This window comes from Variovorax sp. KBW07 (assembly GCF_003852515.1).
GTDB lineage: Bacteria > Pseudomonadota > Gammaproteobacteria > Burkholderiales > Burkholderiaceae_C > Variovorax.
In genome coordinates this window covers 1-15,388 of the sequence record NZ_QAJK01000016.1, presented here as the reverse complement: position 1 = coordinate 15,388, position 15,388 = coordinate 1, and the positions used below count along the sequence as shown (strand labels likewise).

Below are 15,388 nucleotides of genomic sequence, written 5' to 3'. Positions count from 1 at the left end.
AAAGGCTCAGACCCGCACGAACTGCATGCGCGTGTGGTCGCCGAGCTCGAGCACGTCGAGCTCCTGCAGGGCGACCGCGTCGGTTCCCAGCAGCACGCCGTTGAGCGTGACGCCGCCCACGACGCTGGCCGCGACATAGCCTTGCCGGCGGCGCGTGACCACGGCCACGGCCACGCCGGGCTTGCCGATGGTGGTGACCACTTTCTGCAGCGAAACGTCTTGTCCTTCATTGGCGCCCGAAAGCACGCGCAGCACGGGAATGCCGAGTTCGACCAGCGCACCGGATTCCGTGGGCGCCGACGAGAGGGGCATGGGAGCAGAAAATTCGCCCGATGCGGTGCGGACGGAACCGGGGCCGATGGCCAGGTTGCTGCGCGCGCGGAAATGGATGCGGCAGCCACCGACCTCGATGACATCGTTGTCCTTGAGCGCCTGCTTCTGGATGGCGAGCGCATTGACGTAGGTGCCGTTGGTGCTGTTGAGATCTTCAATTTCGACTTCGCCACCGCTCATGTGCAGCACGGCGTGCTCGCCGCTGACCGCCAGATTGTCGATCACGATGTCGTTGTAGGCACGCCGGCCCAGCGTCGTGCGGTCCTTGGCGAGTGCCACTTGCCCGATGACAACGCCATCGACCGAAATGATCATCTTCGGCATTGCCGACTCCCCGAATGCAAAGCTTTAACGACGGCAAGCGGGACGGCACGCAGCCGTCGGGGCCTGTTACCGGGCCGCCCGGGGCACTTCGGCAACGCCCGCTCTTGCCAGAACAACCGAAATGTTGTCCCGGCCGCCATTGTCGTTTGCAATTGCAACCAAAAGTGAAGCTTTTTTCTGAAGCTCGACATCGTGACCCAAAAGCGTGAAAAGCTGCCCATCCGAAACCATCTCGCTCAACCCGTCGGAGCAGAGCATATAGAGATCGCCCGGTCTTGCGCTGTGTTCGTGCATTTCCAGCAAGACCTGGGCCTCCACGCCGACGGCCCGGGTCACCAGGTTGCGGGTCGGTGAATGGAGCGCTTCCTCGGCGGTGATCGCGCCGGCGTCGAGCTGTTGCTGGCGCAGCGAATGGTCGCGCGTGAGCAACTCCAGCTTGTTGTTGCGCAGCCGATAACAGCGCGAATCGCCGATGTGCCCGACCAGCACGCGCTGCGGCCGGAACGCCGCCAGCACCAGCGTCGTTCCCATGCCTTGCAGCTCGGGATTGGTGGTGCCGGCCTGCAGGATCGACCCATTGGCCTCGTCGGTGGCCGCCTGCAGCGCCCGCCTGACCACCCGGGCCGGTGCCTGCATCCCGGCCTGGGCGAACCACCGGCCGAAGCTGGCGTGCAGCAGCGAGATGGCCATGGCGCTCGCCACTTCACCGCCCTTGTAGCCGCCCATGCCGTCGGCCAGCAGGGCCAGGCCGAGGGCTGCGTCCACGTGCACGGCATCCTCGTTGTGGGCGCGCAGCCGTCCGACATCGGTCAGCGCGGCAAACTCCCAGGTCAGCGGAGGCCGGCTGGAGAACAGGGAGACACCGACACTCGCCATGGTTTGTCAGCGCCGCCTTTGCTGGTTGGAACTCAGTGCTGCGCCGCAGCACGTGCGCGCTGCTGCAGCAAGCGGCCCAGGGCCACGACGAGGAAAGCACCGGCAGCCGCGGCCGCATAGTGCAGCCAGGGGTTGGCCACCAGCACGTCGCGCAGGGCGACGTCGCTCACGATGGTTTCGCCACCGACCCAGCCGATCAGCGCGGCACCCAGCATGACGATGATCGGGAAGCGCTCCATGAGCTTGATCATGAGCGTGCTGCCGAAAATCACCAGCGGAATGCTGATCGCCAGGCCGAGCACCAGCAGCACCATGCTGCCCTGCGCGGCGGCCGCGACGGCAATCACGTTGTCCAGGCTCATGACCAGGTCGGCCAGCAGGATGGTGCGCACGGCCACCATCATGCTGCCGTATTCCTTGCTTTCACCTTCGCCGTCGTCTTCTTCGCTCAGGAGCTGCAGGCCGATCCAGAGCAGCAGCAGGCCGCCGATGATCTGCAGGTAGGGCAGGGCGAGCAGCTTGGCCGCCACCACCGTGAGCACGATGCGCAGCACCACGGCCGCGCCCGAGCCGAAGAGCACGGCCTTTTTCTGCTGTGCGGGCGGCAACGAGCGCGCGGCCATGGCAATGACCACCGCGTTGTCACCCGACAGGATGATGTTGATCCAGACGATCTTGAGAAGACCGATCCAGAAGTCTGTGCTGTAAAGAATTTCCATGTCTCTGATCCCACTGTGTTTTATTTGAAAAAAGCGCCCGCAATCCATTGCGGGCGCTTTTTTATTTCTGCGTGGAGGTGCGGCAAGCCGCAGCCGTTCGGCTGATTACAGGCGTGCCTTGAGCAGCTTGGCCAGTTCCGAGAAGTTGCGCGTCACGGTGAAGCCGCACTCTTCCATGATGGCGAGCTTGGCATCGGCCGTGTCGGCACCGCCCGAGATCAGCGCGCCGGCGTGGCCCATGCGCTTGCCGGGAGGGGCGGTGACACCGGCGATGAAGCCGACGACCGGCTTCTTCATGTGTTCCTTGCACCAGCGGGCTGCGTCAGCCTCGTCGGGGCCGCCGATTTCGCCGATCATGATGACGGCGTCGGTGTCCGGATCGTCGTTGAAGGCCTTCATCACGTCGATGTGCTTCAGGCCGTTGATCGGGTCGCCGCCGATGCCGACTGCCGACGATTGGCCCAGGCCGATTTCCGTCAGTTGAGCCACGGCTTCGTACGTCAGCGTGCCCGAGCGCGAAACCACGCCGATGCGACCCTTGCGGTGGATGTGGCCGGGCATGATGCCGATCTTGATTTCGTCGGGCGTGATCAGGCCGGGGCAGTTCGGGCCCAGCAGCAAGGTCTTCTTGCCGCCGGCCGCTTCCTTGGCCTTCATCTTGTTGCGCACTTCGAGCATGTCGCGAACCGGAATGCCTTCGGTGATGCAGATCGCCAGGTCCAGGTCGGCTTCGACAGCTTCCCAGATGGCGGCCGCGGCGCCTGCCGGCGGCACGTAGATCACCGACACGGTGGCGCCGGTTTGCGAAGCGGCTTCCTTGACCGAACCGAAGATCGGGATGTTGAAGATCGACTCGCCGGCCTTCTTGGGGTTCACGCCCGCCACGAAGGCGTTCTTGCCGTTCGCGTATTCCTGGCACTTTTCGGTGTGGAACTGGCCGGTCTTGCCCGTGATGCCTTGCGTGATGACTTTGGTGTCTTTGTTGATGTAGATCGACATGACTTGTTCCTTAGGCCTTCTTGACTGCTGCGACGACCTTCTGGGCCGCGTCCGCCATGGTGTCGGCGCTGATGATCGGCAGGCCCGAATCGGCCAGCAGCTTCTTGCCTTCGACTTCGTTGGTGCCCTTCATGCGCACGACCAGTGGCACTTGCAGGTTCACGGCCTTGCAGGCCGCGATCACGCCGGTGGCGATGGTGTCGCACTTCATGATGCCGCCGAAGATGTTGACGAGGATGGCCTCGACATTCTTGTTCTTCAGCATGATCTTGAAGGCTTCGGTGACCTTCTCGGGGGTGGCGCCGCCGCCCACGTCCAGGAAGTTGGCCGGCTCGCCGCCGAACAGCTTGATGGTGTCCATGGTGGCCATGGCCAGGCCGGCACCGTTCACCAGGCAGCCGATGTTGCCGTCCAGCGAGATGTAGGCCAGGTCGAACTTCGAGGCTTCGACTTCGGCCGCGTCTTCTTCGTCGAGGTCGCGCAGGGCCACGATTTCGGGGTGGCGGAACAGCGCGTTGCTGTCGAAGTTGAACTTGGCGTCCAGCGCCATGACGTTGCCCTTGCTGTCACGGTTGAGCGGGTTGATCTCGACCAGCGAGGCGTCCGTCTCCATGTAGCAGGTATAGAGCTTCTTCAGGATGTCGACGGTCTGGGCGACCGAGTCGGCCGGCATGCCGATGCCGTTGGCGATTTCCCTGGCTTGCGCGTCGGTCAGGCCATCCTTCGGGTCGGCGTAGACCGTGATGATCTTCTCGGGGGTGGAGTGGGCCACTTCCTCGATGTCCATGCCGCCTTCGCTCGAAGCGATGAAGGCCACCTTCTGGGTGGCGCGGTCGGTCACGGCGGAAACGTAGTATTCCTTGTTGATGTCGGCGCCATCTTCGATGTAGAGGCGGCGCACCTTCTGGCCTTCGGGGCCGGTCTGGTGGGTCTTGAGCTGCATGCCGAGGATTTCGCCGGCCAGCTTCTTGACGTCTTCGATCGACTTGGCGACCTTGACGCCGCCGCCCTTGCCGCGGCCACCCGCGTGAATCTGGGCCTTGACGACCCAGACCGGGCCTCCAAGTTTCTGGGCGGCCTCGACAGCCTCCTGGACCGTATAGGCCGGGATGCCGCGCGGCACCGGCACGCCGAACTTGGCAAGGATTTCCTTGCCTTGGTACTCGTGAATCTTCATGAGGGATGTCTCTCGGAAGGAGGAGGTTGAGAACGGGAGATTTGGGGGTCTGAGGCTTCTTTGGCTCTGTTGTTCGCGGGCGACGGCAGCCTGACGGCTGGGGGCGGCGAACAACCGCGGACTGTATCATGGTGCGCCGCACCAATACTGTACGTAGGGTTGCGGTCAATACGTACTTTCTTCTAGCTACCCCGGGCACACTCCATCATGGCCAAGGTTTTCATCGACGGCGAAGCCGGTACCACCGGCCTGCAAATTCGCGAGCGGCTCCAGACAATGCCGCAGATCGAGCTCGTGAGCATCGCGCCCGAGCTGCGAAAAGACGTGAACGCCAAGCGCGACCTGATGGCCGGCGTCGACCTCGTGGTGCTGTGCCTGCACGACGACGCAGCGCGCGAATCGGTCGCGCTGATTGACCAGCTGCCCGGCAAGAAGCCCAAGATCATCGACGCCTCCACGGCGCACCGCATTGCGCCCGGCTGGGTGTTCGGCTTCCCCGAACTGGTGGCTGGCCACTGGCAAGCGGTGGCCCAGGCCGACCGCGTCGGCAACCCCGGCTGCTACGCCACCGGTGCCATCGCCATGGTGCGCCCGCTGGTCGATGCCGGCCTGCTGCCCGCCGACTTCCCGATCTCGCTGCCCTCCGTGAGCGGCTATTCGGGCGGCGGCCGGACCATGATCGAGGCCTACGAAAAAGACGAAGCCCCGCTCTTCGAGACCTACGCGCTGGGCCTCAAGCACAAGCACATCCCCGAAATCATGACCTACACCGGCCTGACCCGCCGGCCGGTCTTCATTCCTTCGGTGGGCAATTTCAAGCAGGGCATGCTGGTCCAGCTGCCGTTGCACCTCGACCTGCTGCCCGGCAAGCCGAAGGCCGGCGACCTGCACGACGCGCTGGCCGCGCACTACGCAAAGAGCAACACGCCCGAACAGTTCGTGAAGGTGCTGCCGCCCACGGACGACGGCAAGCTCGATGCGCTGGCGCTGAACGACACCAACCAGCTCGAGATCCGCGTGTTCCCGAACGAAGACCACCGCCATGCCGTGGTGATCGCGCGCCTGGACAACCTGGGCAAGGGCGCCAGCGGTGCCGCGGTGCAGAACCTGAAGCTGATGCTGGCGCTCTGAGCGCCACGCTTTTCACGCCTCACGCTTCACGCCACCAGGCCGGACGCCGAGCCAGGCGCCGGACCCTGGCGCCAGTCAATCAGTTAACCAGCCACAGACCCACGCCCAGCAGCGCCGCGTGCGCGCCCAGTGCGATGTACAGCGGCGTGCGCGATGGCGTCGCCATGTCCTGCAGCGTCTCGTTGATGCGGCGCGTGAGCAGGGCGCGCAATGCCGGGTCTTGCGCTGCAACAGCACCTTCGGCGGCGGCGGGCTCTCCGTTCGCGGCGCGCCCCTCCTGCCACTCGGCGAGCATCTCGCTCATCGGCAGCCGGTTCACCACGAAAGCCACCACCGAGCGCACCGCCTTGCCTTCGCCCAGCACCGGCGCGAGCTGCTTGCTCAGGGCGTCGACCGACAGCCAGTCGGCGGCGCGCTGCAGCGTGCCGTGGGTGCGCGGCATGGACTCGATGCGGCCCGCAATGGCGCCGCCCAGCCGCTGCGACACGGCCTCGCCGCGCGCCGCCACCAGGTGCTGCATCGCCTTCGCGCGCCCCTGGTGCACGCCCAGCATCGTGTAGACGGCAACGAAGAGCAGCAGCAGCACCGCGACCAAAATGGGCGGCGACGTGACCAGCGCCACGACGGCGCCTGCACCGCCAGCCCGCGCCGCCGGATTGCCGGGCCCGCTCAGCTGGCTCAGGTAGAAGAAGAAAACACCGCCGCCCAGGATCAGCCCGAGCAGGCCGCCCTTGACGACCGATCCGACGAAAGCAAAGCCGGCCTTGGCACCGGTACGCGCGAGCGATGGCTGGTTGACGGGCTCTGATGGCATCGAAAGGCTCCCTTGAAGTTGTTGAAGGCTTTGCCGCCCCCGCGGCAACCATTGTTGATCATGCCATCGCCAATCCAACTCCATAATCGCGCCACACAACAACGAGGAGGATTGCCATGGCAGTCAAGTTTGAGAAACCGACCGGGGCGTTCGTCGCCGCTTCCTGGGCCGCACTGCTCATCGGTGCCATCGTGTACCTGATCGGGCTGTGGAATGCCTCCATGCAGCTCAACGAAAAGGGCTACTACTTCACCATCCTCATGTACGGCCTGTTCTCCGCCGTATCGCTTCAAAAGACGGTGCGCGACCGGCTCGAGGGCACTGCGGTCACCGCCATCTACTACGGCCTGTGCTGGATCTCGCTGCTGCTGTCGGTGGCCCTGCTGGCCGTCGGCCTCTTCAACGCCACGCTGGCCAACAGCGAGAAGGGCTTCTACGGCATGGCCTTCCTGCTGAGCCTGTTCGGCTCGGTGGCCGTGCAGAAGAACGTGCGCGACATCGCCGCGCACAAGAACGAACTGCCCTCGGCCGAAGACACGCCCGAGGCGGGCTGATCCAGCCCCGGCGCCCGCAGCCCCGTAGGTAGCGGCGCCACTTCCGCGCCAGCCGCGCTACTCGTTGTCGTTGTAGCCGCTGGCGCCCATCAGCGCCGACAGGCGCGCCGCGATGTTGCCGGCAATATCGCGCACCTGGGCCACGTCAGGGCCCGCCTTCTGGTCGATGCGCTCGAGGTGCGGCACGTTGATCGCCGCGATCACGTGGTTGGCCACGCCCATCACCGGAAACGCGATGTTGGTGATGCCCCGGATCTGCCGGCTCGGCATGGCCGAATGCCCGCGCTCGCGCACGTCCTGCAAGATGGCGAAGAGCTCGCCCGGGTCCATGTCCTGCTCGCCCTCGACGCGGATGTGCGTGCCCAGCATGCGGGCGCGGTCGATCTCGTCGCGAAAGGCCAGCAGCACGTGGCCCGACGAGGTATCCGTCAGCCCCATCATCACGCCCACCTTGAGCCCGAACGACCAGCGCTCGGGGCTCTCGACCTGCGCAATCACCACCACCCGGCCGCCCTGGTACATCGCCAGGTGACACGACTGGCGCGAGCGGTTCGCCAGCTCGCGCAGCAGCGGCAATGCCGCGCTCACCAGGCTCTTGAGCGGCTGCTGGCGATGGGCCAGCTCGAACATCCGCAGCGTGAGCGTGTAGCGGTCGTTCTCGTCGACCTGAACGTAGCCGCGCCGCTGCAGCGTCACCGCCATGCGGAAGATCTCGCTGACCTTGCGGCCGACCTTCTGCGCCAGCTCGTTCAGGGTGCAACCGGTCACGCTGTCGGCCAGCACCTCCAGGATGTCCAGCCCCTTTTCAAGGGCCGGCGCCGAATAGCGCGGGCCGGCGTCCAGCCCGTCTTCCGCCTCGGACAACGGGGCGTCGATCGATGGCTCAGTGAGATTGCTCGGCATCTTTGGGTTCATGGCACATCAAGCGTACACGCACGATGGCATGGCTTCCGGCGAAGCCGCCAGCGCCGCTGAAGCCCCGCTCCCGGCAATCGATGAAGCGCCCATGTCAGTTCGACCAGCCGCCGTCGATCATGTGCGTGGTGCCGGTCGTGAAGCCCGACTCGTCCGACGCCAGGTACACCACCAGCGCGGCAATTTCTTCCGGCCGGCCGACGCGCCCCAGCGGCTGGCGCGCCACGAAGGCGGCACGCACCGTGGCCTCGTCGGCGCCGGCCTGTTCGGCCTGGGCCGCGATGCGGTCGCGCAGCGAAGGCGACTCCACCGTGCCCGGGCAGATCGCGTTGCAGCGGATGCCCTGCTGGATGAAGTCGGCCGCCACCGCCTTGGTCAGCCCGATGACGGCTGCCTTCGACGCACCGTAGACGAATCGGTTGGGCACGCCCTTCACGCTCGACGCGGCCGAGGCCATGTTGATGATCGAGCCGCCGTGCTCCAGCATCGCCGGCAGGAAGGCGCGGATGGTCCGGTACATCGACTTCACGTTCAGGTCCATGCTGAAGTCCCAGTCGGCTTCCTCGCAGGCCAGGATGTTGCCGCTGTGCACGAAGCCGGCGCAGTTGAAGAGCACGTCCAGCCGTCCCGACGTTTTTGCGAAAGCCTGCAGCGCGGCGCTGTCGCGCACGTTGAGCGACGCGGTCTTCAGGTTCGTCAGGCCTTCCTCTCGCGCCAGCGCGGCGAGCTCGGCCAGCGCGGCTTCGTCCACGTCGGTGGCCCACACGGTGGCGGCGCCTTCACGCGCCAGTGCCTGCGCGCTGGCGCGGCCGATGCCCTTGCCGGCGGCGGTGACGAGGATGTTCTTTCCCTGAACGCGGTTGCTCATGCTGCTGTGTCCTTCGAGTGGTTTGATTCAAGCACTGATGAAATTTTCATTTCATGTATGAAATCAAATGTACGCCAAGGCTTCAGCATTTCGAACCCGGAAAAAACCCGTATTCGCTGCTTTCTCATTGGTGTTTACCCGCAATCTGGCGCAAACCCCAGCGTAAATTACTGCGCACACTGTTAGCCTAAATGCTGAAATCAAGTTTTACCTAAGAAAACAGAGACATGGCCACCACGATTGATTCGCTGCTGCCCCGGTTGCAGGCCTGCTACACCGGCATCCTTCACGACGTCATGCGCGCCGCGGGCCTGCGCGACTTCACGCTGCCGCCCACGCTGCGACCGCTGATCGCCGGCCAGAAGATCTGCGGCCCGGCCTTCACCGTGAGCGGCCGGGTCGACCCCACGGCCGATCCGCACGAAACGCTGATGGCATGGACCGGCTTTCTCTCGCGCGCCAAGCCGGGCCACATCGCGGTGATCCAGCCCAACGACTCGACCGTCTCGCACATGGGCGAGCTCTCCGCCGAGACGCTCGGCCGCAAGGGCGTGCTGGGCGTGATCGCCGACGGCGGCGTACGCGACGCCGAATTCATCATTGCGCAGGGCTTCCAGGTCTGGCACCGCTACTTCACGCCGCGCGACGTGGTCGGCTACTGGCTGCCGGACGCGATGGAAGTGCCGGTGCGCATCGGCGAGGTCACGGTGAACCCGGGCGACCTGCTGCTGGCCGACACCGACGGCGTGATCTGCATTCCGCTCGCGCAAGCCGACGCGCTCATCACCGAAGCCGAACACATGATGGGCCGCGAGAACCTCGTGCGCACCGCCATCCTCGCGGGCACCGACCCGCAAGAGGCCTACCTGAAGTACCGCAAGTTCTGAGGCATCGAACGGTGAGCACTCCTGCGCAATCCCTCGATCCCCGGCTGGTGCTGCTGTCGGCCGAAGACAACTGCCTGATCGCCTGCAGCCACCTGGCCGCCGGCACCACGGTGCAGCTCGAAGGCGGCAACAGCGCCACGCTGCCGCGCGACATCGGCCTGGGCCACAAGCTCGCGCGCCACGCCATCGCCGCGGGCGAGAAGGTGCTGAAGTACGGCGCCGTCATCGGCAGCCTGCGCGTGGCGGTCGAGGCCGGCGAGCACATCCACACGCACAACCTCGACAGCGACTACACCCCCACCTACACGCTGGACGAGGGCGAGACCTTCGTCGGCCACGCCTGAAACCACGACACCCGACATGAGCCCCACGAATCCGCTCCCGCTCTCGCTCCACGGCTACCCGCGCGCCGATGGCCGCAAGGGCATCCGCAACGTGGTGGTCGTCGCCTACCTCGTGGAGTGCGCGCACCACGTGGCCCGCGAGATCACGCTGAACTTCCGCCAGCAGCAGGGCGACGTCGAGGTGCACCTCGTCGGTTTCCCCGGCTGCTACCCCAACGAGTACGCCGAACGCATGATGACGGCGATCACCACGCACCCCAACGTGGGTGCCGCGCTCCTGATCTCGCTGGGCTGCGAAAGCATGAACAAGCGCAAGCTCGAACAGGCCATCGAGGCTTCGGGCCGGCCGGTGCACACGCTGACCATCCAGCAGAAGGGCGGCACCCGCAGCACCATCCGCGAAGGCACCGAGTGGGTCGAGTGGGCGCTGGCCGAACTGGCGCAACAACAGCGCGTGCCGATGGGCCTGGACGAGCTCATCGTCGGCACCATCTGCGGCGGTTCCGACGGCACCAGCGGCATCACCGCCAACCCGGCCGTGGGCCGCGCCTTCGACCTGCTGATCGCACAAGATGCGCGCTGCATCTTCGAGGAAACCGGCGAGCTGATCGGCTGCGAGTTCCACATGAAGCGGCGTGCCGCCACACCGGAACTCGGCGAGGCCATCGTCGAGTGCGTCAACAAGGCCGCGCGCTACTACAGCACCATGGGCCACGGCAGCTTCGCGCCGGGCAACGCCGACGGCGGCCTCTCGACCATCGAAGAGAAATCGCTGGGCGCCTATGCGAAGAGCGGCGCCTCGCCCATCAACGGCATCGTGAAGCCGGGCGATGTGCCGCCGCAGGGCGGCCTCTACCTGCTCGACGTGGTGCCCGACGGTGAGCCGCGCTTCGGCTTTCCGAACATCAGCGACAACGCCGAGATCGTGGAGCTCATCGCCTGCGGGGCTCACCTGCTCCTGTTCACCACCGGACGCGGCTCGGTGGTGGGCTCGGCCGTCTCGCCGGTCATCAAGGTCTGCGCCAATCCCGACACCTACCGCCAGCTCGCCGAGGACATGGACGTGGACGCCGGCCGCATCCTCGAAGGCCGCGGCACGCTGCAGGAAGTGGGGCAGGAAATCTTCGACGCGGTGCGCAACGTCGCCAACGGCGCGGCCACCAAGTCCGAAGGGCTGGGCCACCGCGAATTCATCCTGACCTACAAGGCCTTCGAGCCCATCGGTCCTTCGTGCCTGCCGCTGCGCCCCATGGCGCACGCGGCCTGAGCCGGCCACGCCAGCTCCCGCGAACGCTTCCCCGAAGGAGATTGCTTGAACTACCAGTTCGATTTCGCCCCCGTGCTCGCGCAGTGGCCGCTGCTGCTGGAAGGCGCATGGACGACCGTGCAGCTGTCTTTCGTCGCCACCGTGCTGGGCTTTGCGCTGGGCACCGTCTGCGCGCTCGGCCGCAACAGCCGGCATGGCTGGCTGCGCGGCTTGGCGGGCGGCTACGTGGAGGCGATCCGCAACACGCCGCTGCTCATCCAGAGCTACTTCCTGATCTTCGGCCTGTCGAGCGCGGGCGTGACCATGCCGATATTGGTGGGCGCCGTGCTGGCGCTGGTGGTCAACATCGGTGCCTACAGCTGCGAGATCATCCGCGCCGGCATCGAGTCGATCCACAAAGGCCAGCTCGAAGCCGCCCAGTGCCTCGGGCTTTCCAAGGTGCAGGTGTTCTGGCACGTGATCCTGCGCCCGGCCGTGGAGCGCGTGTACCCGGCGCTGGCCAGCCAGTTCGTGCTGTTGATGCTGGCCTCCAGCATCATGTCGTCGATCGGCGCGGAAGAGCTGTTCGGCGTGGCCAACCGCATCCAGTCGGACACCTTCCGCAACTTCGAGATCTTCATCGTGCTGTGGGTGGTGTACCTCGTGCTGTCGTACGCCATGCGCCTGGGCTTCTGGCTGCTGGCCATGCTGATCTTCCCGCGCCGGCGCAAGCTCGGCACGCCGCTGTGAAAAGGGCCGCAACATGACTCTCATGCCGGCCGATCACTTCGGCTTTCTTCTGCTGGGCGCCTGGGGCACGGTGCAGCTTTCTGCGCTGGCCTTCATCGGCGGCGGGCTCATCGGGCTCGCGGTGGCGCTGGCCCGCGTGTCGCCTGTCAAGGCCGTGCGCGTGGCGGCCGCGGGGTACATCCAGGTCATCCAGGGCACGCCGCTGCTGGTGCTGATGGGCGTGTGCTTCTTCGGCCCCAACATCGCGGGCATCGGCTCGGTGCCGGCACTGGCGGCGGCGGCGCTGGCCATCACCATCTACGCCAGCGCCTTTCTCGGCGAGATCTGGCGCGGCTGCATCCAGGCCGTGCCGCGCGCGCAGTGGGAAGCCGCCGAATGCCTGGCGCTCACGCGCTGGGAGCGCATGCGCCGCGTGATCCTGCCGCAGGCGCTGCGCATCGCGACGCCGCCCACCGTCGGCTTCCTGGTGCAGATCATCAAAAACACATCGATCGCGTCGCTGGTGGTCGGCTATGCCGAGCTCTCCTACAACGCCAAGGTGCTGAACAACTCGACCTTCCAGCCCTTCCTGTATTTCGGGTGTGCGGTGGTCCTCTATTTCATTCTTTGCTACCCGCTCTCGCGGTGGAGCCGCGCACTCGAAAGGAAGCTCCATGCATCCCGTGGTTGAACTCGACAAAGTCCACAAGCACTTCGGCCCGCTGCACGTCCTGAAGGGCGTGTCGTTCTCGGTACAACGCGGCCAGGTGGTGGCCATCATCGGCCAGAGCGGCTCGGGCAAGAGCACCGCGCTGCGCTGCATCGACCGGCTCGAAACCATCGACAGCGGCACCATCCAGTGCTGCGGCCACGCGGTGCACGACCCGGCCCTGAACCTGCGCGCGCTGCGCAAGGACGTGGGCATCGTGTTCCAGAGCTACAACCTGTTCCCGCACCTCACGGTGAAGCAGAACATCACGCTCGCGCCGCAGTCGGTCAAGAAGATCGGCGCATCCGAAGCCAACGCCATTGCCATGGAAGTGCTCGAGCGCGTGGGCCTGGCCGAGAAGGCCGACGCCTACCCCGAGCAGCTTTCCGGCGGCCAGCAGCAGCGCGTGGCCATCGCGCGCTCGCTCGCCATGAAGCCGCAGCTGATGCTGTTCGACGAAGTGACTTCCGCGCTCGACCCGCAGCTCACCGGCGAAGTGCTCAAGGTGATGGAAAAGCTCGCGTCCGAGGGCATGACCATGATCCTGGTCACGCACGAAATGGCCTTTGCACGGGGCGTGGCCGACAAGATCATCTACATGCACCAGGGACTGGTGTGGGAAGAGGGCGACGCCAGCATCCTGAGCAACCCGCAGACGCCCGAGCTGCGCCAGTTCATCGGCACCGGCCTTTGAGCGCTTCGGCCGCCTTGCTTCTTCAGACGACAACGTTTCTTCAGACAACTCCAGGAGACTTTCGATGACTTCTTCTTTCCTTTCGCTCAAGCGCCGCGGCGCACTGATTTCCGCCCTGGCGCTGGCGCTGCCTCTCGCATTTGCCGGAGCGGCCCATGCCGACCAGCTCGACACCATCACCGCCGCCAAGAAGATCCGCGTGGCCATCGACCTGGCCGTGCCACCTTATGGCCTGAAGGACGAAAAGCTCAACGCCACCGGCTCCGACGTCGAAACCGCGCGCCTGCTGGCCAAGAGCCTGGGCGTGGACCTGGAGATCGTGCAGACCACCGGCGCCAACCGCATTCCGTTCCTGCAGACCGACAAGGCCGACATCGTGATCTCCAGCATGTCGGTCACGCCCGAGCGCGAAAAGGTGGTCGACTTCTCGGTGCCCTACGCCGCCATCCTGGCCGTGGTCGGCGCACCGAAGGGCATGGCCATCACCGGCCCCGCCGACCTGGTCGGCAAGAAGGTGATTGCCACGCGCGGCACCACCAACGACCAGGAGCTCACCAAGGTCGCGCCGGCCGGCACGCAACTGATTCGCTTCGACGACGACGCCACCTCGATCACCGCCGTGATCAGCGGCCAGGCCGACATCTTCGCCACCGCACCGCCGCTGCTGAAGACCATCAACGAGAAGAACCCGGCCAAGCAGATGGAGCCGAAGTTCACGATGAAGGTCAACATGCTGGCCATCGGCCTGCGCAAGAACGAGCCCCGCCTGAAAGCCAAGCTCGACGATTTTGTAAAAGCGCAGCTCAAGAGCGGCGAGCTCAACACCATCTACAAGAAGTTCCACGGCGCCGACCTGCCGGTCGAAGTGACGCGCAACGCGGGCTGACCGACATGGCGAAGATCGACCAGGTCGAGATCGCGCAGATCGACATTGCGCCCAAGGTCAAGCGCACCGACGCCATTCAGTCTTTCGTGACGCAGGAGACCGTGATGGTCACCGTGCGCTGCGACGACGGCTCGGTGGGCACCGGCTACACCTACACCATCGGCACGGGCGGCTCCTCCATCGTGGCGCTGCTGAACGACCACCTGGTGCCGCGCCTGATCGGGCGCGATCCGCAGCAGTACGAAGCCATCTGGCGCGACCTGTTCTTCCACACGCACGCCACCGCCGTCGGCGCCATCACCAGCCTGGCGCTGGCCGCCGTCGACACCGCGCTGTGGGACCGCAATGCGCGCGTGGCCAACCTGCCGCTGTGGCGGCTGGCCGGTGGGGCGCAGGCGCGCGTGCCGGTCTACACGACCGAAGGCGGGTGGTTGCACATCGAGCCGGCACAGCTGGTGGAGCAGACGCTGGCGGCCAAGGCCGATGGTTTTCTCGGTGCGAAGATCAAGGTCGGCAAGCCGCATGTGGCGCAGGACATTGCACGCCTGTCGGCGGTGCGTGAGGCGGTGGGTGCCGATTTCGAACTGATGGTGGATGCCAACCAGAGCTTCACCGTGGCCGAGGCCATTCGCCGCGCGCGCCAGTACGCGCCGCTCGATCTCGCGTGGTTCGAGGAGCCGATGCCGGCCGAGCATGTGCGCGCGCATGCGCAGCTGCTGGCCAGCACGAGCGTGCCGATTGCGGTGGGCGAGTCGATGTACCACCCGTCGCAGTTTGCCGAGTACATCCAGCAGGGCGCCTGCTCGATCGTGCAGGCCGATGTGGCGCGGGTGGGCGGCATCACGCCGTGGCTGAAAATCGCGCACATGGCGGAGGCCCACAACATCGCGATGTGTCCGCACTTTCTGATGGAGCTGCACGTGAGCCTGTGCGCGGCGGTTCCGAATGCCCGGTGGGTCGAATACATCCCGCAGTTGGACGACCTGACCACGAGCCGTCTGCGCATCGAGAACGGCCACGCTGTTGCGCCCGAGACGCCGGGGCTGGGCATCGAATGGGATGCCGATCAGCTCAAGGTGCGGCGCAAGTTCGCGCCGTTTGTTGTGCGCGGCTGAAGGCCTGGCTGTCCGTCTGCGATCTGCTTCGGGTTTTGGCGCTGTCGCTCGGTTCATTCAGGGCGACG

18 protein-coding genes are annotated in these 15,388 nt (G+C 65.8%); 10 read left to right on the top strand and 8 right to left on the bottom strand.

Annotated features, from left to right (window positions below; translation table 11 throughout):
- Nucleotides 1-6: 6 nt before the first annotated feature.
- The 5 genes from DBV14_RS03215 to sucC all read right to left on the bottom strand — a co-directional run bounded on the left by DBV14_RS03215 (nucleotide 7) and on the right by sucC (nucleotide 4,428).
- Nucleotides 7-657 carry an FHA domain-containing protein gene (locus DBV14_RS03215; protein WP_124457758.1) on the bottom strand — a complete coding sequence of 217 codons (651 nt, stop codon included), beginning with the start codon at nucleotides 655-657 and terminating at the stop codon, nucleotides 7-9.
- 66 nt (nucleotides 658-723) lie between these two features.
- Complete coding sequence (locus DBV14_RS03210; protein WP_124457757.1) at nucleotides 724-1,533, bottom strand: Stp1/IreP family PP2C-type Ser/Thr phosphatase; 810 nt, start codon at nucleotides 1,531-1,533, stop codon at nucleotides 724-726.
- Between the two features lie 32 nt (nucleotides 1,534-1,565).
- Nucleotides 1,566-2,252 (bottom strand): TerC family protein, encoded by a 687-nt coding sequence (locus tag DBV14_RS03205; protein WP_124457756.1) that lies wholly within the window; start codon nucleotides 2,250-2,252, stop codon nucleotides 1,566-1,568.
- A 105-nt stretch (nucleotides 2,253-2,357) separates the two neighbouring features.
- Nucleotides 2,358-3,251, bottom strand: coding sequence for a succinate--CoA ligase subunit alpha (sucD, locus tag DBV14_RS03200; protein ID WP_124457755.1), 894 nt, complete (start codon nucleotides 3,249-3,251; stop codon nucleotides 2,358-2,360).
- 10 nt (nucleotides 3,252-3,261) lie between these two features.
- Nucleotides 3,262-4,428, bottom strand: a complete 1,167-nt coding sequence (gene sucC, locus DBV14_RS03195; RefSeq protein ID WP_124457754.1) for an ADP-forming succinate--CoA ligase subunit beta — start codon at nucleotides 4,426-4,428, stop codon at nucleotides 3,262-3,264.
- A 207-nt stretch (nucleotides 4,429-4,635) separates the two neighbouring features.
- On the opposite strand from sucC, the gene argC reads away from it, so the two are divergent.
- Nucleotides 4,636-5,559, top strand: a complete 924-nt coding sequence (argC, locus tag DBV14_RS03190) for an N-acetyl-gamma-glutamyl-phosphate reductase (RefSeq protein WP_124457753.1) — start codon at nucleotides 4,636-4,638, stop codon at nucleotides 5,557-5,559.
- Nucleotides 5,560-5,638: 79 nt separating this feature from the next.
- Here argC and DBV14_RS03185 read toward each other — a convergent pair whose 3' ends face one another.
- Entirely contained in the window at nucleotides 5,639-6,373 is a 735-nt protein-coding gene (locus DBV14_RS03185) for a hypothetical protein (RefSeq protein ID WP_124457752.1), read from the bottom strand.
- A 116-nt stretch (nucleotides 6,374-6,489) separates the two neighbouring features.
- On the opposite strand from DBV14_RS03185, the gene yiaA reads away from it, so the two are divergent.
- On the top strand, nucleotides 6,490-6,927 hold the full coding sequence (gene yiaA, locus DBV14_RS03180) for an inner membrane protein YiaA (protein ID WP_124457751.1): 438 nt from the start codon (nucleotides 6,490-6,492) through the stop codon (nucleotides 6,925-6,927).
- A 57-nt stretch (nucleotides 6,928-6,984) separates the two neighbouring features.
- On the opposite strand, the gene DBV14_RS03175 is transcribed toward yiaA, so the two are convergent.
- Nucleotides 6,985-7,830 carry an IclR family transcriptional regulator gene (locus tag DBV14_RS03175; protein ID WP_124457750.1) on the bottom strand — a complete coding sequence of 282 codons (846 nt, stop codon included), beginning with the start codon at nucleotides 7,828-7,830 and terminating at the stop codon, nucleotides 6,985-6,987.
- A gap of 106 nt (nucleotides 7,831-7,936) precedes the next feature.
- On the bottom strand, nucleotides 7,937-8,710 hold the full coding sequence (locus DBV14_RS03170) for an SDR family oxidoreductase (RefSeq protein ID WP_124457749.1): 774 nt from the start codon (nucleotides 8,708-8,710) through the stop codon (nucleotides 7,937-7,939).
- A 227-nt stretch (nucleotides 8,711-8,937) separates the two neighbouring features.
- On the opposite strand from DBV14_RS03170, the gene DBV14_RS03165 reads away from it, so the two are divergent.
- From DBV14_RS03165 to DBV14_RS03130, 8 genes are all read left to right on the top strand, one after another.
- Nucleotides 8,938-9,597 (top strand): RraA family protein, encoded by a 660-nt coding sequence (locus DBV14_RS03165; RefSeq protein ID WP_124457748.1) that lies wholly within the window; start codon nucleotides 8,938-8,940, stop codon nucleotides 9,595-9,597.
- Nucleotides 9,598-9,608: 11 nt separating this feature from the next.
- Nucleotides 9,609-9,941, top strand: coding sequence for a UxaA family hydrolase (locus DBV14_RS03160; RefSeq protein ID WP_124457747.1), 333 nt, complete (start codon nucleotides 9,609-9,611; stop codon nucleotides 9,939-9,941).
- A gap of 16 nt (nucleotides 9,942-9,957) precedes the next feature.
- Nucleotides 9,958-11,208: a UxaA family hydrolase gene (locus DBV14_RS03155; RefSeq protein ID WP_124457746.1), complete on the top strand. Its 1,251-nt coding sequence runs from the start codon at nucleotides 9,958-9,960 to the stop codon at nucleotides 11,206-11,208.
- A 45-nt stretch (nucleotides 11,209-11,253) separates the two neighbouring features.
- Nucleotides 11,254-11,937, top strand: coding sequence for an amino acid ABC transporter permease (locus DBV14_RS03150; RefSeq protein WP_124457745.1), 684 nt, complete (start codon nucleotides 11,254-11,256; stop codon nucleotides 11,935-11,937).
- Between the two features lie 22 nt (nucleotides 11,938-11,959).
- Entirely contained in the window at nucleotides 11,960-12,607 is a 648-nt protein-coding gene (locus tag DBV14_RS03145; RefSeq protein WP_124457799.1) for an amino acid ABC transporter permease, read from the top strand.
- A complete protein-coding gene (locus tag DBV14_RS03140) occupies nucleotides 12,591-13,319 on the top strand; it encodes an amino acid ABC transporter ATP-binding protein (protein ID WP_124457744.1) in 729 nt (242 codons plus the stop codon). The genes DBV14_RS03145 and DBV14_RS03140 overlap by 17 nt, the downstream gene beginning before the upstream one ends.
- Before the next feature lie 64 nt (nucleotides 13,320-13,383).
- Nucleotides 13,384-14,205: a transporter substrate-binding domain-containing protein gene (locus tag DBV14_RS03135; protein WP_124457743.1), complete on the top strand. Its 822-nt coding sequence runs from the start codon at nucleotides 13,384-13,386 to the stop codon at nucleotides 14,203-14,205.
- 5 nt (nucleotides 14,206-14,210) lie between these two features.
- Entirely contained in the window at nucleotides 14,211-15,320 is a 1,110-nt protein-coding gene (locus DBV14_RS03130; protein WP_124457742.1) for a mandelate racemase/muconate lactonizing enzyme family protein, read from the top strand.
- Nucleotides 15,321-15,388 lie beyond the last annotated feature (68 nt).